A 22,650-nucleotide genomic window follows, 5' to 3' on the forward strand; every position below is an offset into this window, starting at 1 on the left:
GCATCCAGCGGGGCGACCGACTGCAAGCCCGTTCCTTAAGAGACGGGTTCATGACTGTTTCCTCCGGACGAGCAGGAACAACAGGTACGGGCCGCCGATCGCGGCGGTGACCACGCCGGCCGGAAGTTGGGTCGGTGCGAAGACCAGTCGGCCGACCAGGTCGGCCAGCACCACCAGCAGGGCGCCGGTCAGCCCGGCGGCGACCAGTGGTGGCCGTTCGGTGCGGACCAGCCGGCGGGCCACCTGCGGCGCGACCAGGGCGACGAAGTCGACGGCGCCTACCTGGGCCGTGACCATCGCGGCGAGCAGCACGCCCGCGGCGGCCAGACCGACCCGGCGGGCGACCGGGCGGGTGCCGAGGCCGCGGGCCGTGTCGTCGTCGAGCGCGCTGGTGCGCAGCGCCCACCCGGCCCAGAACAGCACCGGCAGCAGCACCACGAGGGTGCCGGTCAGCCAGAGGGTCTCGGTCCAGCCGCGGCCGGCCAGCGTGCCGACGAGCCAGATGTGTGCGCGTTGCCCGTCGATCGGCTCGGCGGTGAGCATGACGATCTCGGTCAGCGCCCGCAGCGCGATGGCGACGGCGACGCCGGCGAGCACGAACCGTTGGGCGGCCAGGCCGTGTCGGGCGCCGAGTGCGAGCACGGCGGCGGCCGCGAGCAGCCCGCCGGCCAGGGCCGACGGCGCGATCACGGCGGCGGCCGCGCCACTGGTCAGTGCGATGGTGGCGGCCAGCCCGGCGCCCTGGGTGATGCCGATGATGTCGGGGCTGGCCAGGGAGTTGCGGGCGACGCTCTGGATCAGCGCGCCGGCCACGCCGAACAGCACGCCGACCGCGACCGCGAGCACGGCCCGGGGGAGGCGGAGCCGTTGCACCACGACGTCGTACGGGGTGCCCGCGCCCGACAGCGACCGCAGCACGTCGCCCGGCGCCACGTACGGCTTGCCGAGCGAGACCGCGAGCACCAGCGCGACGGCCAGCAGCACGAGCAGCACGAGCGAGACGGCCACCGCGCGCCGCCGTACGACCAGCGATGAACGACCGATCCGCAGCACGCTCATGCCGACACCACCTTGGCCCGGGTCACCAGCACGGCGAGCAGCGGTGCGCCGATCAACGCGGTGACGATGCCCGCGGACACTTCGCCGGGCAGTGCGACGACCCGGCCGATCACGTCGGCGGTCAGCAGCAGCGCCGGTCCGAGCAGCACCGACGTGGCCAGCACCCAGCGCTGGTCGCTGCCGACCAGGAACCGGGCCAGGTGGGGCACCGCGAGGCCGACGAACGCGATCGGGCCTGCCGCCGCGACGCCGGCACCGGTCAGCAGCACCGCGGCGACGCCGCCGCCGATCCGGGTCAGGCCGACCCGGGTGCCCAGGCCGCGTGCCACGTCGTCGCCGAGCGCGAGCGAGTCCAGGCCGCGGGCCACCACGGCGGCGAGCACCAGGCCGGTCAGCAGGAACGGCAGCACCTGGAGCGCCACGCCGGAGTCGCGGCCGGTCAGCCCGCCGACCACCCAGAAGCGGAACTCCTCGAAGGTGCGGGTGTCGGCGCTGAGCAGGCCGGCGGTGATCGCGCCGAGGCTGGCCTCCAGGGCCGCGCCGACGAGGGCGAGGGTCACGGGGGAGGCGCCGTCCCTCGTTCGCGCGGCGACGCCGAAGACCAGCAGCCCGGCACCGAGGGCGCCGGCGATGCCGAACCAGACGTACCCGGTCAGCGAACCGATGCCGAACAGCGTGATGGCCACGACGACGCCGAGCGAGGCGCCCGCGCTGATGCCCAGGATCCGGGGTTCGGCGAGGGGGTTCCGGGTCAGCGCCTGGAGCAGCACGCCCGCGGCGGCCAGGGCCGCACCGACGACAAGGCCGAGCAGTGTCCGTGGCACCCGCAGGTCCCAGACGACGCTGGCCGCCTCACCGCCGTCCGGAGCGACGAGCGCGTGCCAGACGCGCCCGATGCTCAACGGATTGCTGCCCACCGCGAGGCTGGCCAGCACGACCAGGACGAGCAGAGCCGCCCCGGCCAGCAGAACCAATCGACGACGCACTCGAATCCTTAGCTAAGCCTGCCCTAACTGCGAAGGGCACTCTAATAGCCGAATTCACGTCGTGTCACAGGCCGTGATCTAGCGCACGTCGAAGATCCCCACGAAGCCGGGCCACGCCGACGCCCGGCAGTAGACCGGGATCAGGTCGATCGGGGTGTCCCGCCGGTGCTCCCGGCCGCCGGCGAGGCGAACGCCCGACCACACGTCGACCCAGTCTCCGGCCGGCAGATAGGTGGTCCACGACGTCGTGGACGGCTCGGTGACGGGGTTGACCAGCAGGTCGGCGCCGAGCATCCATTGCCGCGGCCGGCTCCAGACCCGTGCGTCGGCCGGCTCGTCGAAGAACAGCGGGCGCATCAACGGCCGGTCGGTGGCGATCGTCGTGGCCGCCTCCCGCGCGAGGTACGCCACCAGCCGTTCGCGGAGGTGGGCCAGCCGCCGGAAGACCGGCACGACCCGCTCGTCACCGCTCGTCTCCGCGACGTGCCAGGGCGTGCGGTCACGCAGCGGAAGCTGGTGGTGGTTGAACTCCGAGTGGTACTGCATGATCGGCATGAAGGTCGACGCTGCCGCGGCGCGCAGGTAGAGCTCGGCGTCGGGCACCGGCCCGGAGAAGCCCGCGAGGTCCCAGCCCCAGTAGACGATGCCGCAGGCGGCCGCGGTCACCCCGGCCGTGACGGAGTTGCGGAACGCCTCCCAGGTCGAGTCCTCGTCACCGGCCCAGAACACGCCGTGCGCCTGTGAGCCGGTGAACCCGCTGCGGGAGAACGTGACCGGCGCCTTGCCGTGCGCGCGCAGCAGGTCACCGAACGCCCGGGCGTAGTGCACGGGATAGCGGTTGTTGCCCTCGTCGCCGCGGCTGCCGTCGCCGTAGCGCAGGTCGTGTCCCCAGGCGTGCTCGCCGCCGTCGGTCTTGAACCCGTCGACGTCCCAGTCCCGCACGAGGTAGGCGCGCTTGGCCGTCCACCATTCGCGGGTGGCGGCCGTGGACAGGTCGGGCAGCAGCGACTTCGGGAACCACCAACCCCGGTTGTGGTACGGAGTGCCGTCGGCTTCCGACACGGCGTGCCCACCGGCGACCAGCGCGGCACCCTCGGCCAACACCTGCTCGTGCAGCCCCGGCTCGGAGTCCGCGGTCTTCAACAGCGGGATCTGCCACAGCAGCACCTTGATGTGGCGGTCGTGGAGCTCCGCGACCATGCCCTTCGGGTCCGGCCAGGCGCCGTCGGCCGGATAGCTGAAGTCGCCGTCCTTGAACGGGGACCCGTCGGGGCGCGGCGCGTAGGCGGCGTCCCGGGGGATCATGATGCCTTCCTCGTCGCTCCACGCCTCGATGACCACCGCGCCGACCGGGATGTCGAGGTCGCGGTGCTGGTCCATCCGGTCGAGGACGGTCCGCTGGGTGTTCCACTCGTTGCCGGAGGCCCAGAGCCGGAAGACCCAGTCGGGCAGCTCCTCGGCCCGGCCCACCTCGTCCAGGAACGCGCCGAGCACCTCGGTCGGGGTGCCTTCGTAGACGCCGAGGTCGACCCGCTCATTCGGGGTCCCGCCGAGCGCGACCTCCACGACCAGCCGGTCGGGGGTGGTGGCGCCGACGTCGTACCAGGTGCGCCGGCTGGTCCGGACGTGGAAGCCCCAGCCGGTGCCGTCGGTGCCGACCACGTGCGCGAACGGCATCGGCAGGTACGTGCGGCCGTGCGCGCCCTGCGCCTTGTACTGCTCGAAGACCACCGCGTCGAGCCGCCGCCCGGCCTGGTCGAGGTGGTCGAAGCGCTCGCCGAAGCCGACGACGTGGTCACCCGGGCGCAGCGTGAGTGCGAAGCGGGCGCGGTGGACCCCGTCAGTGGAGACCAGCCACTCGACGGAGCCGGGGACGACGCGGTCGTCGCCGCCGGTAAGCGCGACGTCGAGACCGGCCGGCGCCTCGGTGGTCCAGGCGGCCGGCGCGACCCCGAACCAACTGGTCGATTGGGTCCGGCCGTCGGCGGTAGCCGCGACGAACCGATAGGAGGCGACCTCGGCAACGGGCGGAGACTCGACGGCCCAGCCGCCTTCGCCGCCCAACGCGGAAGCCTGCGCGCCGGCGAGGTGGCCCTCACCACCGGCCAGGGCGGCCGCGTCGGCGGAGCTGCCGGCGTGCGGAGCGAGCGGAAGCTCGACCAGCCCGTCGCGAACCCGCCATTCGCAAACCACGGCGGTGACGTCGGAATCCGCCCACACGCCGAGCAGCACCCGCTGCCCGGTCAGCGGTAGCACCGGAACGCGCTGGTCCAACGACGTGGCGTACGGGTGCTCGATCCCATGTGGACGGTGCCGGATCATGCGAGCACTCCCAGCTCGTCGGCGAGAATCAGGTACATGCCGTGCGACCACAGCAGCGGCGTCGCGACCGGCCCCCAGCGATCGAGCCACTCCGGCCGGCTCGCGGGGTGCAGCAGGTGATGGGGGACCTGCTCGGGCAGCTCTCCGTCGGCGGTGGCCTGGTCGGCGATCCAGCTCAGGTGGCGCCTGGCGCCGGCCGGGTCCCCGGCGCGCGCCAGGTTCCAGCCGAGCAGCGCGGACAGCAGCAGCCATTGGCCGCCGCCGTAGAACACGTCGGCGGTGAAGCGGTGCACGCCGCCGTCGGCGTCGAGGTCGGCGGCGACCTTCGCGAGCGTCGCGGCGGCCACCGGGGATCCGGCGTCGACCAGCCCGAACGGGACGACGCAGGCCGGCAGTGAGCCGTCGACAGCGGGGGAGCCCAGCCACTTCACCAGGTGGCCGTCGCGGGTCCCCTCGGTCAGCACCAGTTGGCGGGCGGCGTCCGCGGCGGCGGCGGCCGCGGAGGCGCGGCTACCGTCGAGGACAGACAGAGCCGCGCGGAGCCCGCCGTGGATCGCACCGAGGGTCGAGACGTGCCGGTGCTCGACGTGCTCCTCCCACCAGTCGTAGCAGGGCCGGTCCCAGAACGCGGTGAGGAAGTCGACGGCCACCTCGATGCCGGGCAGCCAGCGGGCCGGGTCGAGCCCGTGTCGCCGCGCGTGGGTGACCACCGACCACAGCCAGGTGCCGTAGCCGTCGGTCTGGAAGTTCCACCACGGGTCCGCGCCGTCGTGCCCGTCGAACGTGAATCGGGTCGGCGGCATCTGCTCGACCGGTGCCGCGGCGCCGGCCGACCGCAACCGGTCGACCTGCGCCCGGCGGTCGGCCAGCACGCGGCTGACCCAGTCGTGGAACCTGTTGGCCGAGGCGACGTCACCGAACCGGGAGACGCCTTCGGCGGTGAAACCACCGTCGCGCAGCCAGGCATAGCCGCGGTACGCCGAGAAGGTCGGCGCGGCCGGGTAGGCGCCGCCAGGATGCTGGTGTGCGGTGATGACGGCGTGGCTGCGGGCGGCCAGCGCCTGGTACTGCGCGACGGTGGTCATCCGGGTTCCTTGAATCAGAAGGATCAGGAGAGGAGCTTGTCGACGGCCTTTTGGGCGTCGGCGAGCGCGGTGGCGACATCCTTGCGGCCGGCCGCGGCGGCCGACAGCTCCTTCGTGACGGCGTCCTGCATCTCCTGCTGGCGCTCGATGACCGGCGGCAGCACGGTGGCGTCGAGCGAGTCGAAGACGGCCTGCCGGTTGGCGGGCTTGCCGGCGGTCAGGTAGCTGGCCACCTTGTCGGTGTCGGCGACCGGCGGCAGCTCCCAGCTCGTGGCGAGCCGGGCCTTGACCATGTCGTCGGACGAGGTGAGGAAGGTGACCCACTTCTGGGCGGCCGCCTGGTTCTTGCTCGCGGCCGAGACGACGGCACCGTTGGTGAACATCGCGGACGCCTTCGTGGTGTCACCGGGCTCGACGGCGATGTCCCAGTCGAACTTCGCGTCGGCCAGGCCGGAGAACATCCAGATGCCGCTGTGCCACATGGCCAGCTTGCCGTCCTTGAACAGCTTGGAGTCGAAGTCGGGCGTACCCGCGCCCTGAGCCTCGGTCGGCATCGTCTTGCCGGCCTTGGCGACCAGGAACTCGGCGGCCTTGCGGCCCGCGTCGGAGTTGAACGTCGAGGACTTCTTGTCGGGTGCGAGGAACTCGCCGCCGGCCTGGGCGAGCGCCTTGTAGAACTCGAAGAACGAGATCGGCTGGTAGTCGCCCCAGACGCCCTTGCCCTTGTTGGTCAGCTTGGTCGCCGCCGCCTGCTCGTCGGCCCAGGTCCAGCTCGCCGTCGGCGGTGCGACACCGGCGGCCTTGAACAGGTCCTTGTTGTAGAACAGCACGACGTTGGAGAACGACGCCGGCAGGCCGTACTGCTTGCCGTCGGCCTTGAACGCCTCGAGCAGGGACGCCTTGTACGGTGCGGCGTCTACGTCCTTGAGCTCGGCCAGCGAGCCGTTGGCGGTGTAGGTCACGAAGTTCTCGTAGTTGAGCTCGAACGCGTCGCCGGCGGTGCCACCGGCGACAGCGGTCTGGAGCTTGGTGAAGTAGTCGGCGTACGGCAGCGTCTCGATCTGGACCGTGATGTCGGGGTTGGCCGTCTGGAACGCGGCCTTGATCGCGTCGAGGTCCTTCTCGTGCCCGTCGTTGGCGGAGAAGTTCATGTAGCGGACGGTGGTCTTGCCGGCGACCGGCTCGTCCGCCCGCGTGGCCGATCCCTGCGAGCAGGCGGCCAGCGCCAGCACCAGTCCGGCGATCACGGGCACGGCCGCGCGTCTGACGAAACTCCTCATGTCGACGTTCCTTTCCAGCGGGGGGTGTGGGGTTACTTGATGCCGGTGTGTGCGATCCCGGCGATGATGTGGCGCTGCGCGAACAGGTAGACGACGGCGATCGGCAGGATCGAGAAGACCGAGCCGGCCATCACCACGTCCCAGTCGGTGGTGAACTGGCCCTGGAGGGTGGACAGGCCCAGCGGCAGCGTCATGAACTCGGGTGAGCGGATCACGACCAGGGGCCACAGGAACGAGTTCCAGCTCCCCATGAACGCGAAGACCGCGACGGTGGCCAGCGCCGGACGGATCAGCGGCAGCACGATGGTGGTGAAGATGCGCAGGTGGCCGGCGCCGTCGATGGTGGCCGCCTCGTCGAGGTCGCGGGGCAGCGACTCGACCGCCTGCCGGAGCAGGAAGACGCCGAACGCGGACGCGATCGACGGCGCGAGCAGTGAAAGGTACGTGTCCTGCAAGTTGAGCGTCTTCATCTCGATGAACAGCGGCACGACCAGCACCTGCATCGGCACCATCAGGGTGGCGAGGTAGAGGCCGAAGACGAGGCCCTTGCCGCGGAAGGCGAGCCGGGCGAACCCGTACGCCGCCATCGAACCGGTGACGAGCTGGAACAGGGTGCTGGCGGCGGCGATCCAGAACGAGTTGAGCGCGATGCGCCACATCGGCAGGGCATCGAGCAGCTCGCGGTACGCGGCCAGGGTCGGGTCCTTGACGACGAGCGTGGGCCCGCCGGCCAGGCTGCCGTTCGGGGTGATCGAGGTGATCACCGTCCAGAGGAACGGGACGAGCATGACGGCCGCGCCGGCGACGACCGCGGTCCAGCGCAGGACGGTTCGGAAGTTAGGCATAGTGCACCCACCGGCGCTGGCCGCGCACCTGGACCGCGGTGATGAGCAGGATGACGGCGAACAGGATCCAGGACAGCGCGCTGGCCTCGCCGGCCCGGCCGTACCGGAAGGTGAGGTCGTAGATCTGGCCGACGACGACCTGGCTGGAGCCGGAGGGGCCCCCGCCGGTCATCACGTAGACCTGGTCGAAGACCTGGAAGCCGTTGATGAGCGAGATGACGACGACGAAGAACGTCGACGGTGACAGCAGCGGCAGGGTGACGCGCCAGAAGCGCTGCCACGCGCTCGCGCCGTCGGTGCGGGCGGCCTCCAGGACGTCCTGCGGGATCGCCTGGAGCCCGGCGAGCATGATGACCATGACGAAGCCGAGGTCCTTCCAGGCCGAGGCGAGAATGACGGCGGGCAGCGCCCAGGCGGGGTCCGTCCACCAGCCGGGCTGGGGTGCCCCGAGCGCGCCGAGCAGCGAGTTGACCAGCCCGCTGGACGGGTTGAGCAGCCACTTCCAGACGAGGGCGACGACCACCCAGCTCGTCACGACGGGCAGGAAGTACGCGGCGCGGAAGAAGGCACGGCCGGGCATCCGTTGGTTGAGCAGCAGGGCGAGGCCGAGCCCGCCGGCGAACACCAATGGCAGGTAGCCGGCGCAGTAGAGCAGCGTGTGTGCGAACACGTCGCGGGTCGCGGGGTCGCGAAGCAGCTCGGTGTAGTTGTCCAGCCCCACCCACTCCATCGGTGAGATGAGGTTCCAGCGGTGGAGGCTGACCCAGGCCGACGAGACCATGGGTACGGCGGTGAACAGCACGAGCGGGATCGCGCTGGGCAGGAGGAAGAACAGCACCCAGCCCCTGTTGCGCCAGCCGCGGCGGTTCATCGGGCCGCCTCCGGGCCGGTCTGGAGCCGGGCGCGGACGAGCTCGCCCTGCGCACCCGCGGCGACCGCGTCGAACGGGGATGCCAACACCAGCGAGGCCGCGCCGACCGCCCACTGGTCCTCGGTCCACGAGTCGACCAGGCATCGGATGCCGCGCCGGGCGGGCATGAGCTGCCGCCGGAACGCTTCCTCGAAACCGGTCTCCCAGAACGCCCAGTCGCGGATGCCCTCACCCATCAGCACCACCAGCTCGGGGTCGACCGTGTGCACCACCCCGGCGAGCGTGCGCCCGAGCAGCCGGCCGGCGTCGTGGTAGATCTCCAGCGCCGCCGGCTGACCGGCGCGGGCGGCCTTGGCGAGGGTGGCGATCGTGCCGCGCGGCCCGATGGCACCGGCCCGGACGGCGGCGGCGACCAGCCCCGGCTCGCCGATGTAGGCCTCCAGGCAGCCGGTGTTGCCGCAGCCGCAGGTCGGTCCGTCGGCGGAGACCGGGATGTGCCCGATCTCGCCGGCGCCGCCGTGCGCTCCCCGGCTCACGGAGCCCTGGTAGACCATCCCGCAGCCGATGCCGAGGCCGATCGTGACCACCATGAACGAGGTGTGCTCGCGTCCGTGTCCGTAGACGATCTGGGCTGCCGCGAGCGTGTTGACGTCGTTGTCGACGAGGACCGGCACCCCGAGCGCGTCGCGCAGGCGCCGCCCGACCGGAACCTGGCTCCAGCCGAGCGTCGGCGCGTCGACCATGCCGGACGCCTGGGCGTCGACCGCCCCGGGCAGCCCGACGCCGACGCCGAGCAGGTGGCCGTCGTGCGCGGTGACGACGTCCCGCAGGATGCCGCTGAGCGCTTCGAGTGCGGCCGGCCGCGCCGGGTCGAAGGGCTCGGACCGCGACGAGCGGACGGTGCCGTCGAGGTCGACGGTGACGACCGCGACGTGGTCGGCGGTCACCTTGGCGCCGATCGCGCCGCCCGCGGTGCGGACCAGGCCGAGCAGGGTCGCCGGACGGCCACCGTTGCTGGGCACCGAACGCAGCTCGGTGACGAGCTGGCGCTGGAGCAGCTCCTTGGTGGTCTGGGTGACGGTGGCGGGGCTGACCCCGAGCACGCGGGCGATGTCGGCGCGGGACGAGGCGCCCCGGGTGCCCAGCACGCCGAGCACGGCGGCGCGGACGAGGTCGCCGCGTGGAGAGACCTGCCCGGACCGCGCCATGCCGACACACCCTTTGTTTGGACCTAAATTTAGGACGCAATCTAGAGCGGCGTGGATCAGCCCGTCAAGACCCGGTCAGGCAGTGTCTCGACCAAACGGGCATAAACCTGCGAAAACCACTAAAAACGTGCGATGCCTCGCTAACCTCCGGAATGAAGCGCCGCGAAGCCTGAGGAGTCGCGATGACCGACAAAGCCGTTCCGGCGGCGGAGCTCTACACCGATGAGTTCGCCGCCGACCCGTATCCCGCGTTCGCCAAGCTGCGCACCGACAGTCCAGTGTGTCCGGTCACTTCGCCGCGGTTCGACTCGTTCCTGATCACCAGGTTCGAGGACGCCAAGGCGGCGTTGAACGACCCGCGGCTGTCCAAGGACCTCTACGGTCCGGGCGACCACTACCTGCGCATCTTCGGGCCGAACTCGGCGGGCCTGAACAAGAACATGCTCAACTCGGATCCGCCGGAGCACAGCCGCCTGCGCCAGGTCACCGGTCGGGCGTTCGCGCCGCGCCGGATCGAGGCGCTGAGGCCGCGCGTCGCCGAGATCGTCTCGGGCCTGCTGGACAAGGTCGAGCCGCAGGGCAAGGCCGACCTGATGCGCGACTTCGCCATCCCGTTGCCGATGCTGGTGGTCTCCGAGCTGCTCGGAATCCCGCGCACCGACAACGACAACGTGCTCGAGTGGACCCAGGTGATCCGCGAGTCCGGGTCGTCCGGCCGGCCACCTGCGGAGGAGAAGGCGCGGGTGCAGGAGGCGCAGGCCTGGCTGCACGGCTATCTGCAGGACCTCGTGACGGCCAAGCGCGCCGAGCCGGGCGACGACATGGTCAGCATGCTGATCAGCGCCTGTGACGAGGAGGGCGTGCTCTCCGAGCGGGAACTGGTCAGCACCGCGTTCCTGCTGCTGTTCGCCGGGCACCAGACCACCGCGGACTTCATCGGCAACGCGATGGTGGCGCTGCTGACCAACCCCGAGCAGCTCGCGCTGTTGCGGAAGACGCCCGAGCTGCTGCCGCACGCGATCGAGGAGCTGCTGCGCTTCGACGGGCCGCTGCCGGTGGCCAGTCCGCGGGTCGCCACCGAGGACCTCGAGTACCAGGGCGTGCGTATCCCTGAAGGCTCGATCGTCGGTGTGGTCATCAACTCCGCGAACCATGACTCGGCGCAGTTCGAGGACGGGGACCGCCTCGACCTGACCCGGGAACGCGGGCCGCATCTGGGTTTCGGCCACGGGGTGCACTACTGCCTCGGCGTCTCGCTCGCCCGCATGGAGGCGCAGATCGGCATCGGCGCGCTGCTGCGCCGGCTGCCCGGTCTCGCCCTGAGCGTGCCGGTCGACAAGCTGCGCCGGCTGCCGGCCGCGTCACCGTTCCGCGGGCTGATCGAGCTGCCGGTCCATTTCACCGCCTGACGTCTGTATGTCCAATCCTCGTGAGGAGCTGCCGTGGTATTCCGCACTGTGATCGTCTGCCGCATCGTTCCGGGCAGTGAGCAGAAGGTCGCCGACGTGTTCGGCCACTACGACAAGGTGACCCGGCCGCAGGACGTCGGTGTGACCGGTCGCATCCTGTTGTCGCTGAAGGACCTCTACATCCACGTCGTCGAGCGCCCGCAGGACCCGGCGATCACCGGCAACAACCGCGGCCTGCCGGCGTTCAAGGAGATCGCCGAGCAGATCGCGCCGTACGTCACGCCGTACCCGCGCAACTGGGAGAACCCGTCCCACTCGGTGGCCAAGGAGTTCTACAGCTGGACCGCACCGGGGAAGACGGCCTCGGCCGGCGCCAACCCGCTGCTGATCGTCCAGCGGATCAAGCCAGGCTCGGAGTCCGAGGTGGCGCGGATCTTCCGCGAGTCCGACGAGACCCCGCTGCCGACCCAGATGGGTGTCACGGGCCGGTGGCTCTACTCGATCGACGACGTGTACGTGCATGTGATGGAGCGCACGGACGAGGCGGTCAAGGAGGGCCTGGGCTCCAACCACCACGCCCCGGCGTTCACGAAGATCATCGAGGACCTGGCGCCGTACGTGGCTCCGTACGACCCGGAGACCTGGCGTGGTCCGCAGGACTCGATGGCCAAGCCGTTCTACAGCTGGCGGGCCAGCGACTGATCGGCGGCGCGTGGTGGCGGGGGTGTGGGCAGGTGTGCCCGCACCCCCGCCGCGCGTTATAAATGGCCTAATGACAGACGTTCGGGCTGATGTGACCGGGGGCACGTCCGACCGGGTCATCCTGACACCGGACCAGCGGGTCCGGGTGTTCGTCAGCTCGACGCTCACGGAGCTGGCGGCCGAGCGGGAGGCGGTCCGGGAGGCCGTGGAGCGGCTGCACCTGTTGACGGTGATGTTCGAGGCAGGCGCCCGCCCGCACGCCCCGCGTGACGTCTACCGCTCGTATCTCGCGCAGAGCCAGATCTTCGTCGGCATCTACGACGAGAGCTACGGCTGGGTCGGGCCCGACTCGGCGATCTCCGGGCTGGCGGACGAGTACCGCCTGGCGCGGGGATTGCCCCGGCTGGTCTACGTGAAGGAACCGGCGCCGGCGCGGGACCCGCGACTGGCCGACCTGCTGGCGGACGTCGAGGCCGACATCAACGTCGTCCGCCGCCGGTTCCGGTCACCCGACGAGCTGCGGGGCCTCGTCGAGCGCGACCTCGCGGCGCTGCTCTCGCAGCGGTTCCACCAGACCCGGCAGGCGCGGGCCGGCGAACCGGGGGAGGTCCTGCATGTCCCGTTGGCCCGCACCCCTTTGGTGGGACGCGAGCACGAGCTCGACCTGCTGAGCTCCCGGCTGACCCAGGACCGCGTGCAGTTGCTGACGCTGGCCGGTCCGGGTGGGGTGGGCAAGACGCGACTGGCGACGGCGCTGGCCGAGCGCGTCGCGTCCGGCTATCCCGACGGCGTGCGGTTCGTCGACCTCGCGACCGCCGGCAGCGTCGACAACGTCGGCGACGTGTTCGCCCGCGCGCTGCGGCTGCGTACCTCCGACGGCGTGGGTTCGTTCGACGACGTCGAGTCGTTCCTGCGCTCCAAGCGGATGCTGCTCGTCGTCGACAACTTCGAACACGTCGCAGGTGCCGCGCCGGGGCTGGCCGCGCTGCTGCGCGCGGCGCCCGGCGTGACCGCGGTGGTGACCAGCAGGGCTCCGCTGCGGCTGTCCGACGAGCGGGTGTACCGCGTGCCGCCGTTGCGCTCGGCGCCCAAGTCGACCCGCTTCGACGTGGCCACGCTCACCCAGCGGTTCAGCGCCGTGCGCCTCTTCGTCGACCGCGCCCGCGCCGCCGACCGGCGGTTCGCGTTGACGGACGACAACGTCGAAGCGGTGCTGGAGATCACCCGTCGGCTCGGCGGCGTCCCGTTGGCCATCGAGCTGGCCGCGGCCCGGGTCCCTCTGCTGCCGCCCATGGCGATCGCCGCGCTGCTGGACGACCAGCTCAGCCTGCTGACCGGCGGCCAGCGCGACCTGCCGGCCCGGCAGCGGACGGTGCGCGACACGTTGGCCTGGAGCTACCGGCTGCTGCCGCCGGACGCACAGAAGCTGTTCGCCCGGACCGGGGTGTTCACAGGCGGGTTCGACCTCGCGGCGATCGAGGCGGTGTGCGCGGACGAGTCGTTCGACGTCTTCGCGGCACTGGAGTCACTTGTGGACGCCGCACTCGTCGAGCCGGACGACCATGACCGCTTCCGGATGGTCGACAGCGTCCGTTTGTACGCGCTGGAGCGGCTCGGGGCCGACGACGACGTGACCGCGGCACGCGACCGGCACGCGGCCCACTTCCTGGATGCCGCCCTGCGCGCGGCGCCGTACCTGAACACCGTCGACTCACCCGTCTGGCTGGACCGGCTCGACCGGGAGCACGCCAACCTCGGCGCGGCGACCGAGTGGTTCCTGGACTCCGGCCGGCCCGCCGACGCGCTTCGGATCGGCTGGGCGATCTGGCCGCTGTGGTGGCAGCGCGGGTACGTCGACGAGGCCGCGCGTGTCGTCAGCCGGATCCTCGACGGTGCCGACCAGCTCTCGCCGAAGCTGCACGGCCGGGCGCTGGTGGCCTCAGGTGCGATGGCGCTCGTGTCGGGCCAGGACGCCCAGGCGCGCATCGACTTCGAGCGGGCGCGCGAGCTGGCCCGGGTGGCCGACGATCCCGTCACCGAGGCCCGCGCGCTTGGCCCGCTCGGCTCCTTCGCGAGCCGTGACGGTGACCACGAGCGGGCCGGCCGGCTGCTCCGTGAGGCGTACGAACTGGCGCTCAGCGGTGACGAGCAATGGCTGATCAGCCTCTTCCACAGCCGGATCGGGATGATCGCGTTCCGGCAGGGCGACCGGGCGGCCGCCGGTCGCCACCTCGATGACGCGGTGCGGGTCTCCGCGCAGGGCGGGGACGAGCTCGGCATGGTGGTCGCCCGCTACACGTCCGCCGCCGTGCGGTCGGCGGACGGCGACGGTGCGGGCGCCCACGACAGCCTCCTGGCCGGCCTGCGGTTGGCCGCGCGCAGCGGCGACCAGGCCAGTGTGGGGCTGTTCCTCGCGGCGTTCGCGGACCTGGCGGGCGCGGACGGCCGGCTGGTCCGGGCCGTACGGCTGGCCGCCGCCGCGGGGAGTTTCCAGACACCGTCGAGCAAGCTGTGGATGCGGGCGTACGTGCCACCCTGGCCTGTCGCCGGTCCGGACCTCGCGACGATGCGGGCCGGGCTCGGCGACGACCGCTTCGACCGCGCCTGGCGTGAGGGCGAGCGACTCGGGCTGCGCGGCGCCATCGACGAGGCGGCCCAGGAGTGACGTCCGACCTGATCCTGACTCCGGACCAGCGGGTGCGCGTGTTCGTCAGCTCGACACTCACGGAGCTCGCGGCCGAGCGGCAGGCGGTCAGCGATGCCGTGGTCGGGCTCCACCTGGTGCCGGTCATGTTCGAGTCCGGCGCCCGCCCCCACGCACCCAGCGACGTCTACCGGTCCTACCTCGCCCAGAGCCAGGTCTTCGTCGGCGTCTACGACGAGAGCTACGGCTGGATCGGCCCCGACTCGACGATCTCCGGCCTGGCGGAGGAGTACGGCCTGGCGCGCGACCTGCCCCGGCTGATCTACGTGAAGGAACCGGCACCGGGCCGCGACGCGCGCCTGGCGGACCTGCTGGCGCGGATGGACCGGGACGCCGCCGTCTCCTACCGCTCGTTCCGCTCACCGGACGAGCTGCGCGGTCATGTCGAACGGGATCTCGCCGCGTTGCTCTCCCTGCACTTCGACCAGGCCCGCCGGACGCCGCGGGACTCGGACACCGGTGCCGGCGACGGGATTCCGGTGGCCCGCACCCCGTTGGTGGGTCGGGAGCACGAGCTCGACGTGCTGGCCGCCCTGCTGACCGACGAGCGTGTGCCGTTGCTGACCCTGGCCGGTCCGGGCGGCGTCGGGAAGACGAGGTTGGCCGGCGCCCTCGCCGCACGCGTCGCGGCGGGATATCCCGACGGCGTCCGCTACGTCGATCTGTCCGCGGTCACCGGTGGCGACGCGGCCGGTGAGGCGTTCGCCCGAGCCCTGCGACTGCGTACCTCCGGCGGTGTGGCCGCGTTCGCCGACGTCGTGTCGTTCCTGCGCTCCAAGCGGCTCTTGCTGGTCGTCGACAACTTCGAGCAGATCGTCGACCTGGCGCCACGCCTCACGACGCTGTTGCGCGCGGCGCCGGGCGTGTCCGTGGTGGTGACCAGCCGGGTCCCGCTGCGGCTGAGTGTCGAACGGGTGTTCCGGGTGCCCCCGCTGCGTTCCGCGCCGGACTCCGCCCGCCACGACCTGGCCATGATCACCCAGCGGTTCAGCGCCGTCCGGCTCTTCGTGGACCGCGCCCGGGCGGCCGACCGGCGGTTCGCCCTGACCGACGACAACGCCGCCGCGGTGCTGGAGATCACCCGCCGGCTCGGCGGCATACCGTTGGCCATCGAGCTGGCGGCCGCGCGGGTCCCGCTGCTGCCGCCCGCGGCCATCGCCGCCCTCCTCGACGACCAGCTCAGCCTGTTGACCAGCGGCCGGCGTGACCTGCCGGAGCGGCAACGGACCGTGCGGGACACGCTGGCCTGGAGCCACCGGCTGCTGCCGCACGACGCGCAGCGGCTGTTGGCCCGGACCGGGGTGTTCGCCGGTGGGTTCGACCTCGCCGCGATCGAGGCGGTGTGCGTCTGCGACGAGGAACCGATGGACACTTTCGGTGCCCTGGAATCCCTTGTGGACGCCGCATTGGTCGAGCCGGACGGCGACGACCGCTTCCGGCTGGCCGAGAGCGTGCGTGACTTCGCCCGGGAGCGGCTCGCCGAGGTCGGCGAATGGGACGTGACGCACGACCGGCACGCGGCGTACTTCCGCGACCTGGCTCTGCGCGCCGAGCCTCATCTCAACACCGCCGACTCGCCGGAGTGGCTGAGTCGGATCGAGCGCGACCACCGCAACCTCGACGCCGCGCTGGACCGGCTCCTTGACACCGGCCGGCCGGTCGAGGCGGTCGAGGTGTGCTGGGGCCTCTGGCTGTTCTGGTGGCGGCGCGGCCACATCGACGAAGGCGTGCGCTACCTGCGACGTGTCCTGGCGGACCCGGACGTGCTGCCGCCGGCTGTGCGCGGCCGCGCGCTGGTCGTCGCCGCCGCCATGGCCTACGTCTCCGGCCAGGACGACGAGGCCCGCACCACCTTCGAACAGGCGCGGGAGCTGGCCCGGGCGGCGGGTGACGACGTCGCCGAGGCCCACGCGCTCGGCCCGCTCGGCACCTACGCGGCCCGCGCCGGCGACATCGACCGCGGGCGCGAACTGCTGGGCCAGGCGTATGAGCTCGCGGTGCGCGGCAACCGGCTCTGGCTGGTCAGTCTCTTCCACTGCCGGCTCGGCATGATCGCCTTCCGGTCGGGCGACGCGGCGGGTGCCGTGCGGCATCTCGACGAGGCCAAACGGGTCGCGGCGGAGGTCGACGACGAGCTCGGGCTGGTCGTCGCCCACTACTCGGCCGCGGTGGTGCGGGTCGCGACGGGCGACCTGGCCGGCGCTCACGCCAACCTCGTGGCGGGCCTGCGGTCCGCCTCGAAGAGCGGCGACCTGGCCTGCGCCGGGTGGATTCTCGTCGCGCTGTCAGACGTGGCCGCCGCCCGAGGCCGGTTGGTCCGGTCCGTGCGGCTGGCCGCCGCGGCCGCCACGTTCCGGACGCCGTCGGGCAAGCTGTGGATGCGGGCGTACGTGCCGCCGTGGCCGACCGCCGGCGCCGACCTCGCGGAGCTCCGGGTGCGCCTGGGCGACGAGCGGTACGAGCGGAGCCGGCGTGAGGGCGAACGGCTCGGGCTCGCGGGCGCGGTCGAGGAGGCGGCGCGGGACGACGAAGCGGGCGCCCCCGAAGGGACGCCCGCCCAGGTCGACGAACCTCAGCCGCGCCAGTGGTAGAACTCCCGGGCCACCGCGTCCTGCGGTGACTTCCAGGTCTGCGGGTCGTACGGCTTGATGTAGGCCCGCAGGTCGTCGCTGATCTGCTTGAACCCGGCCATGCCGGGGCCCTTGCGCAGCGCCTCGGTCGGGTCCTCGGCGAACTCGATGACGTGCAGGTAGAGGTCGTTGAGCGAGTAGAGCGAGCGGGCCCTCACCCCCAGGTCGTGCGGGAGTGAGGTGGCGTCGGACGCCGCGAAGATCTGGGCCACCGACTGCTGGGAGTCGGGCTGGATCTTGGCAACGATCACGGTGCGGTTCATGCGTTTCCTCCCTGATGGAATGAGTCGGTGCCACCTAGTGCGAAGATCCCTGCCAGGTGTGCGTCGAGCGCCTCGGCCGCGACCGGCGAGGTGCGGAACCCGACGTGGCCGTCGGGGCGGATCAGGTAGGCGCCGGTGCCGCGCAGGCCGTACGCGGCGCGGAAGGTGCCCGACGCGTCCCGCAGCACCGGCACGTCCAGGCCGGCCGGCACGTCGGCGTCCGGGCTGGCCAGGACGTAGATGTTGACGAACCCGCGGACCTTCTCGGCCAGCTTGTCGAAGCCGGCGTACTCGTCCTGCGGCGTCGCGCCGTCCGCGTGCACCAGCAGAGTGTGCGCGGTGCCGCGGGTCAGCTCGAACAGCCGCGTCGGGTGACCGACCCCGAAGCGCCGCAGGTCGTGCGCGTCGGGCGCCCGGTCACCTGGCTGCGGACCGCCGTCGAACGCGTCGCCGTGTGCGCCGACCAGCGGGCTGCCGGCGTAGCTCAGCGTCATCTGCATCTCGAGCAGGAACTGCTCCCGCTCGTCGTCCATGTCCATCTCGTCGGTGAACGCGATCTTCACCGCGCGATCGACGATCGCCTTGCCGGCGGGCCGGCGCTCGGCCTCGTAGCTGTCCAGCAGCGCGGGCGCGGCGTCGCCGCCACACGCCAGGGCCAGCTTCCACCCGAGGTTCCAGGCGTCCTGGATGCCGGTGTTCATGCCCTGGCCGCCGGCCGGCGGGTGCAGGTGCGCGGCGTCGCCGACGACGAAGGCCCGGCCTTGACGGTAGCGGTCGACGATGCCGTGCTTGATCCGGAAGATCGACGACCAGCGCAGGTTGCTCGCGGTCGTGGGCTCCGGGGCGAGCTCGTCCAGGACGACCTGGATGTCCGCCAGCGACGGCGGGTCGTACTCCGCCTGGAAGCCCGGCGGGATGGGGTTCGAGCCGATCTCGGCCTGCAGGCGCGGCGGGGCCAGGGTGGCCACCCGGTAGCGGTTGCGGCCCTTGAGCGGCACGCAGACCAGCATGCCCTTCATCTCGTCGTCCTCGACGTGGATGAAGCGCAACAGGTGGCCCTCCGGCATCGACCAGTCCAGGTCGACGTCGCCCAGCATGAAGAGCTGGGGGAACATGCCCATGCCGCCCTCGAAGGTCAGGCCCAGCTTCTGCCGCACGGTGCTGTGTGCGCCGTCGGCGCCGACCAGATACTGCGCCCGCACGGTCTCCGCGCGGCCGTCGGCCCCGACGAGATAGGCGGTCACCCCGTCGGCGTCCTGGGTGAACTCCTTGAGCTCGGTGCCCCGCTCGACCCGGACTCCGTGGCCGGCCAGGCACTTGGTCAGGATGTTCTCGGTCTCGTACTGCGGCAGGCCGACGTGCGCGTACGGCAGGTCGGGCAGGTCCCAGTCGACCTGGTGCGTCTGCCGGCCGTTGACGAACACGGTCTGGCCGTGCAGCCAGATGCCCGCGTCCATCGCCTCCCGGACGATGCCGAGGTTCTCCCAGATCTCCATCGTGCGGCACTGCACGCCGATCGCCTTGTCGGCGGTGCCGGCCGCGTCGGGCCGTTTCTCGACGAGCCGGCACGGCACGCCGCGCCGGGCCAGCTCGATCGCCGCGGTCAGGCCGGCCGGGCCCGCACCCACGACGAGCACGTCGGTTGAACTGTCCACCGTAGACCTCTCTGCGCTGGGTGCGGCCGGCTTCGCCGCGACGGGCTCGACCCGGGCGACCGGCTGCGGCCGCGGTGCCGCCTGGACGACGCCACCACCGGGCTGCGGGCTCTCCTGCGGCCGAGCCACGATGTGGTACGTGGCCCGCTCGAAGTTCTCGCAGATGTACTGGATCAGCGGAGCGGTCTGATCCAGGTGCGACTGGTCGTCGGTCCACGCCTCGAAGGACGCTTCGTCGAGCCACTCGGCGAAGATGTGGTACGTCCCGGTGCCGGGCTCGCGCAGCAGCTCCTCACGGACGTGCCCGGGCGTGCCGCGCATCCGTTCGGCGACCTTGCGGTAGGCCTTCTCGTACGCGGCCTCCTCGCCCTGCGGCACGGTGACGGTGACCCGCACCCGGATCCCCGGACCCCGGCCGACCACGGTCGACAGCACCTCGTACGTGTTCTTCTCGCCCGACTCGCGCAGGTCCCGCAGCGCGGCGGTGAGCTGCTCGCGCGCGGCGCTCGGCCCGAACGCGTCGAGCGCCTCCTGGTCACGCCAGTCGCTGACGATCAGGAACGTCTGCGGATCGTCGGCGTCCCGGATCAGCTCCTGACGCAGACTGCCCTGCGTCCGGCTGATCTCCTCGGCGGCGACCCGCCAGGCGGCCTCGAAGGCCTCGACGCAGCCCTCTCTGGCCCGCATCCTCAGGATCGTCCGAACTGGACCCTCATCCGGCATCGCGCAGACCTTCCTCCCGATAGCGCTTGAGCACGATGGAGCTGTTGAAACCGCCGAAGCCGCGGGCGTTGACGAGCACCACGTCGGCGGCGAGCTGGCGCGGCTCGCGCACCAGGTCGAGGTCGTGACCCGGGCGGGCGAGGTTGCCGACCGCCGGCACGATCCCGTCGCGCAGCGCCAGCAGCGCGGTCGCCACGGTCAGCGCGCCGCCGCCCGAGCAGAGCCGCCCGATGTGACCCTGTGGCGCGGTGACCGGCACCGGCCGGCCGAACACCTCGCGGATCGCCTGCGCTTCCAGGGCGTCGAGCGCGGGTGTGGCGGCACCGTCGGCGAACACGAACCCGACGTCGTCCGGCGAGACGTCGGCGTCGGCGAGCGCCTTGCGCATGGCCCGGACGAGCTGCGCGCAGTCGGGCGCGGGCCGCTCCGGGTGGTGTGCGTCGTGGGTCGCGGCGTACCCGGCGAGCTCGCCGTAGATCTGCTGCGCGCCACGTTCCGCTGCCGCCGCGGCGTCCTCGACGATCAGCACCGCGCCGCCCTCACCGGGCACGTGGCCGTCCGCGTCGGCGTCGAACGGCCGGTAGCCGGTCGCCGACAGCCGTTCGCTCGTGCTTTGGCAGACCAGCGCGTACGGGGACAGCGGCGCCTCGGTGCCGCCGGCGATGACGGCCGGTGTGCCGCGCCGGATCACCCGGCGCGCGGCGCCGAGGCTGTCCAGCCCGCCCGCGCCCTCGGACACCAGCACCTGGTTGGGACCCTTGGTCCCGTGCAGGATCGAGGTCTGCCCGACGCTGGCGGCGTAGAACCAGGCGATCGACTGGTACGCGGTGACGGCCCGGCGCCCCTTGCTCCACAGCGCCTGGATCTCCCGCTGCCCGAACTCGTTGCCGCCGGAGCCGCTGGCCAGCACGACCGAGGTGGCGTACGGGTCGTGCGCCGCCGGGTCGTACTTGGCGTCGTCGAGCGCCTGCCGCGTCGCCGCCAGCGACATCCAGGTCCACCGGTCGGTCTGGATGATCAGCCGTGGGTCGACGGAGCCCTCGGCGGCGAAGCCCGGCACCTGGCCGACCAACCTGCCGTCGAGCTCGCGCACGTGCTGTTCACCGGCCAATGTGGAGCGCCAGTGGTCCTCGGTGGTCAGACCGCTCGGCGCCACGACGCCGATTCCCGTGATGACGGCCCGCTTCACGACGACCACCTCCGCAAGACAGCGGCGGACTGGAAGCCGCCGAATCCGCTACCCACCGACAGCGCGACCTCGACGCGCTGCTCGCGCGCGTTCTTCGGCACGTAGTCCAGGTCGCACTCGGGATCCTTGTTCTCCAGGTTCGCGGTCGGCGGGACCACGCCGTAGCGGATCGCCAGCACGCACGCGGCGAGCTCGATCGCGCCGATCGCGCCCAGCGAGTGGCCGACCATCGACTTGATCGAGCTGACCGGCACGTCGTACGCGTGCTGCCCGAGGCTGCGCTTGAACGCGGCCGTCTCGTGCCGGTCGTTCTGCTTCGTGCCCGAGCCGTGCGCGTTGATGTAGCTGACCGCGGTCGGGTCCAGGCGGGCCTGGCCGAGCGCGTCGGTGATGGCCTCCGCCATCTCCAGCCCGTCCGGCCGCAGCCCAGTCATGTGGAACGCGTTGCTGCGGTTGGCGAAGCCGGCCACCTCGCAGAAGATCTCCGCACCACGGCGGCGCGCGTGCTCGAACTCCTCGAGGATGAGCACGGCCGCGCCCTCTCCCATGACGAACCCGTCCCGGGTGGCGTCGAACGGCCGGGAGGCGTGCTCCGGGTCGTCGTTGCGCGCCGAGGTGGCCCGGATCGCGTCGAAGCACGCCATCGAGATGGGCGAGATCGGCGCGTCGGCCGCGCCGGCGATGACCACGTCGGCCTCGCCGTCCTCGATGAGCTGGTGGCCGTGGCCGATCGCGTCCAGGCCGGACGTGCAGCCGGTGGAGATCACCGCTGCCGGCCCGTGCGCGCCGTACCGGCAGGCCACCTCGGTCGCCGCGCTGCTCGGCACCAGCGCCTGGTAGAGGAACCGGCTGCCGTAGCGCTCGTCGACGTGCCAGTTGCGCCCGTGGTCGCTGACGTTGACGTACTCGTCCTCGAGCCGGGTCGTGGCGCCCACCGCGCTGCCGATGCTCACCGCGACGTTGTCCCGGTCGGTGGCACGCAGGTCAAGGCCGCTCTCCTTGAGGGCCTCGTCGGCGGCGACCAGGGTGAACTGGGCGAACCGGTCGTTGCGGTGGATCTCCTGCGGCGTCAGCCCGGCCGCGCGCGGGTCGAAGTCGCACTCGGCCGCGATCTGCGAGCGGAAGTCGGCCGCGTCGAAGAACGAGATCCGCCGCGTCGCCGTGCGCCCGGCGGTCAGCAGGTCCCAGAACGCGGCGCGGGTGACCCCGCCGGGTGCGACCACCCCGACGCCGGTCACCACGGTGCGCCTCCCGCTCACGGCGCGCTCCCGGGCAGCGCCTCCGTGTCCACGTGCCCGAGCTCCGGGCGCGGTGCCAGCGGGCCGAGGGTGAAGACCAGGAACGCCGGCGCGGCGCCGTTGTTCATGAGCCGGTGCTTGACGCCGATCGGGATGTGCACGCCCTCGTTGGCGTTCAGCGGCAGCTCCCGGCCGTCCAGCCGCACGGTGATCGCGCCCTCGACGCAGAACAGGAACTCCTCCGAGTACGGGTGCCAGTGCTCGGTCACCACCTCGGCCGGCTGCAGGCGCAGTGTCCCCATGAAGCCCGACGTCGAGCCGACGGTGGCGGGGGAGAGGATCGTGCGGATGTCGCCGCCGCGGCGCCGGTTGCTCGGCACGTCCTCGATCGACACCGTCTTGATCGCCGGCCGGGCCTTGCTCGGGCCGCCGATGCCGTGCAGGGCGATGCGCTCGACCTTGTCGCGGATGACGTCCATCT

The 22,650-nt window shown here is 72.0% G+C and carries 17 protein-coding genes; 4 read left to right on the plus strand and 13 right to left on the minus strand.

The window, feature by feature from the left end; genetic code table 11:
- Window positions 1-48: 48 nt before the first annotated feature.
- The 8 genes from BLV39_RS35010 to BLV39_RS35045 all read right to left on the minus strand — a co-directional run bounded on the left by BLV39_RS35010 (window position 49) and on the right by BLV39_RS35045 (window position 9,656).
- A complete protein-coding gene (locus BLV39_RS35010) occupies window positions 49-1,059 on the minus strand; it encodes a FecCD family ABC transporter permease (RefSeq protein ID WP_239083521.1) in 1,011 nt (336 codons plus the stop codon).
- The gene (locus tag BLV39_RS35015) at window positions 1,056-2,045 is read right to left on the minus strand and encodes a FecCD family ABC transporter permease (RefSeq protein WP_239083520.1); all 990 of its coding nucleotides are present in this window, start codon (window positions 2,043-2,045) and stop codon (window positions 1,056-1,058) included. Before BLV39_RS35015 ends, BLV39_RS35010 begins: the two co-directional genes overlap by 4 nt.
- Before the next feature lie 78 nt (window positions 2,046-2,123).
- Complete coding sequence (locus BLV39_RS35020; RefSeq protein WP_090801807.1) at window positions 2,124-4,367, minus strand: glycoside hydrolase family 31 protein; 2,244 nt, start codon at window positions 4,365-4,367, stop codon at window positions 2,124-2,126.
- Window positions 4,364-5,452, minus strand: a complete 1,089-nt coding sequence (locus BLV39_RS35025) for a glycoside hydrolase family 15 protein (protein WP_090801810.1) — start codon at window positions 5,450-5,452, stop codon at window positions 4,364-4,366. Before BLV39_RS35025 ends, BLV39_RS35020 begins: the two co-directional genes overlap by 4 nt.
- A gap of 23 nt (window positions 5,453-5,475) precedes the next feature.
- Complete coding sequence (locus BLV39_RS35030) at window positions 5,476-6,732, minus strand: ABC transporter substrate-binding protein (RefSeq protein WP_090801812.1); 1,257 nt, start codon at window positions 6,730-6,732, stop codon at window positions 5,476-5,478.
- A 32-nt stretch (window positions 6,733-6,764) separates the two neighbouring features.
- Window positions 6,765-7,577 (minus strand): carbohydrate ABC transporter permease, encoded by an 813-nt coding sequence (locus BLV39_RS35035; RefSeq protein ID WP_090801815.1) that lies wholly within the window; start codon window positions 7,575-7,577, stop codon window positions 6,765-6,767.
- Window positions 7,570-8,448: a carbohydrate ABC transporter permease gene (locus tag BLV39_RS35040; protein ID WP_090801830.1), complete on the minus strand. Its 879-nt coding sequence runs from the start codon at window positions 8,446-8,448 to the stop codon at window positions 7,570-7,572. Before BLV39_RS35040 ends, BLV39_RS35035 begins: the two co-directional genes overlap by 8 nt.
- Window positions 8,445-9,656, minus strand: coding sequence for an ROK family transcriptional regulator (locus tag BLV39_RS35045; protein WP_090801833.1), 1,212 nt, complete (start codon window positions 9,654-9,656; stop codon window positions 8,445-8,447). The genes BLV39_RS35040 and BLV39_RS35045 overlap by 4 nt, the downstream gene beginning before the upstream one ends.
- A gap of 182 nt (window positions 9,657-9,838) precedes the next feature.
- Here BLV39_RS35045 and BLV39_RS35050 point away from each other — a divergent pair, with 182 nt between their 5' ends.
- The 4 genes from BLV39_RS35050 (at window position 9,839) to BLV39_RS35065 (ending at window position 17,062) form a co-directional block, all read left to right on the plus strand.
- Window positions 9,839-11,065 carry a cytochrome P450 family protein gene (locus BLV39_RS35050; protein WP_090801836.1) on the plus strand — a complete coding sequence of 409 codons (1,227 nt, stop codon included), beginning with the start codon at window positions 9,839-9,841 and terminating at the stop codon, window positions 11,063-11,065.
- A 33-nt stretch (window positions 11,066-11,098) separates the two neighbouring features.
- Window positions 11,099-11,767 carry a TcmI family type II polyketide cyclase gene (locus BLV39_RS35055; protein ID WP_090801839.1) on the plus strand — a complete coding sequence of 223 codons (669 nt, stop codon included), beginning with the start codon at window positions 11,099-11,101 and terminating at the stop codon, window positions 11,765-11,767.
- Window positions 11,768-11,837: 70 nt separating this feature from the next.
- The gene (locus BLV39_RS35060) at window positions 11,838-14,432 is read left to right on the plus strand and encodes an ATP-binding protein (RefSeq protein ID WP_090801841.1); all 2,595 of its coding nucleotides are present in this window, start codon (window positions 11,838-11,840) and stop codon (window positions 14,430-14,432) included.
- Window positions 14,429-17,062 carry a DUF4062 domain-containing protein gene (locus BLV39_RS35065; RefSeq protein WP_090801844.1) on the plus strand — a complete coding sequence of 878 codons (2,634 nt, stop codon included), beginning with the start codon at window positions 14,429-14,431 and terminating at the stop codon, window positions 17,060-17,062. The genes BLV39_RS35060 and BLV39_RS35065 overlap by 4 nt, the downstream gene beginning before the upstream one ends.
- Here BLV39_RS35065 and BLV39_RS35070 read toward each other — a convergent pair.
- From BLV39_RS35070 to BLV39_RS44510, 5 genes are read right to left on the minus strand one after another with little or no spacing between them, the layout of a single operon-like run.
- Window positions 17,044-17,364: a TcmI family type II polyketide cyclase gene (locus tag BLV39_RS35070; protein WP_090801847.1), complete on the minus strand. Its 321-nt coding sequence runs from the start codon at window positions 17,362-17,364 to the stop codon at window positions 17,044-17,046. The two genes, BLV39_RS35065 and BLV39_RS35070, sit on opposite strands and share 19 nt — an antisense overlap.
- Window positions 17,361-19,742 (minus strand): FAD-dependent oxidoreductase, encoded by a 2,382-nt coding sequence (locus tag BLV39_RS35075; protein WP_090801850.1) that lies wholly within the window; start codon window positions 19,740-19,742, stop codon window positions 17,361-17,363. Before BLV39_RS35075 ends, BLV39_RS35070 begins: the two co-directional genes overlap by 4 nt.
- Window positions 19,732-20,940: a beta-ketoacyl synthase N-terminal-like domain-containing protein gene (locus tag BLV39_RS35080; RefSeq protein WP_143050020.1), complete on the minus strand. Its 1,209-nt coding sequence runs from the start codon at window positions 20,938-20,940 to the stop codon at window positions 19,732-19,734. Before BLV39_RS35080 ends, BLV39_RS35075 begins: the two co-directional genes overlap by 11 nt.
- Complete coding sequence (locus BLV39_RS35085; RefSeq protein WP_090801855.1) at window positions 20,928-22,190, minus strand: beta-ketoacyl-[acyl-carrier-protein] synthase family protein; 1,263 nt, start codon at window positions 22,188-22,190, stop codon at window positions 20,928-20,930. The genes BLV39_RS35080 and BLV39_RS35085 overlap by 13 nt, the downstream gene beginning before the upstream one ends.
- Window positions 22,187-22,648, minus strand: coding sequence for a cupin domain-containing protein (locus BLV39_RS44510; RefSeq protein WP_373315250.1), 462 nt, complete (start codon window positions 22,646-22,648; stop codon window positions 22,187-22,189). Before BLV39_RS44510 ends, BLV39_RS35085 begins: the two co-directional genes overlap by 4 nt.
- Between the last annotated feature and the right edge of the window lie 2 nt (window positions 22,649-22,650).

The sequence above is a fragment of the Asanoa ishikariensis genome, from assembly GCF_900107455.1.
Taxonomy (GTDB): domain Bacteria; phylum Actinomycetota; class Actinomycetes; order Mycobacteriales; family Micromonosporaceae; genus Asanoa; species Asanoa ishikariensis.

Coding starts and splice junctions, on each gene's coding strand:
- BLV39_RS35010 (WP_239083521.1), bottom strand. CDS start 1,059: ATGAGCGTGCTGCGGATCGGTCGTTCATCGCTGGTCGTACGGCGGCGC.
- BLV39_RS35020 (WP_090801807.1), bottom strand. CDS start 4,367: ATGATCCGGCACCGTCCACATGGGATCGAGCACCCGTACGCCACGTCG.
- BLV39_RS35025 (WP_090801810.1), bottom strand. CDS start 5,452: ATGACCACCGTCGCGCAGTACCAGGCGCTGGCCGCCCGCAGCCACGCC.
- BLV39_RS35030 (WP_090801812.1), bottom strand. CDS start 6,732: ATGAGGAGTTTCGTCAGACGCGCGGCCGTGCCCGTGATCGCCGGACTG.
- BLV39_RS35035 (WP_090801815.1), bottom strand. CDS start 7,577: ATGCCTAACTTCCGAACCGTCCTGCGCTGGACCGCGGTCGTCGCCGGC.
- BLV39_RS35040 (WP_090801830.1), bottom strand. CDS start 8,448: ATGAACCGCCGCGGCTGGCGCAACAGGGGCTGGGTGCTGTTCTTCCTC.
- BLV39_RS35045 (WP_090801833.1), bottom strand. CDS start 9,656: ATGGCGCGGTCCGGGCAGGTCTCTCCACGCGGCGACCTCGTCCGCGCC.
- BLV39_RS35050 (WP_090801836.1), top strand. CDS start 9,839: ATGACCGACAAAGCCGTTCCGGCGGCGGAGCTCTACACCGATGAGTTC.
- BLV39_RS35060 (WP_090801841.1), top strand. CDS start 11,838: ATGACAGACGTTCGGGCTGATGTGACCGGGGGCACGTCCGACCGGGTC.
- BLV39_RS35070 (WP_090801847.1), bottom strand. CDS start 17,364: ATGAACCGCACCGTGATCGTTGCCAAGATCCAGCCCGACTCCCAGCAG.
- BLV39_RS35075 (WP_090801850.1), bottom strand. CDS start 19,742: ATGCCGGATGAGGGTCCAGTTCGGACGATCCTGAGGATGCGGGCCAGA.
- BLV39_RS44510 (WP_373315250.1), bottom strand. CDS start 22,648: ATGGACGTCATCCGCGACAAGGTCGAGCGCATCGCCCTGCACGGCATC.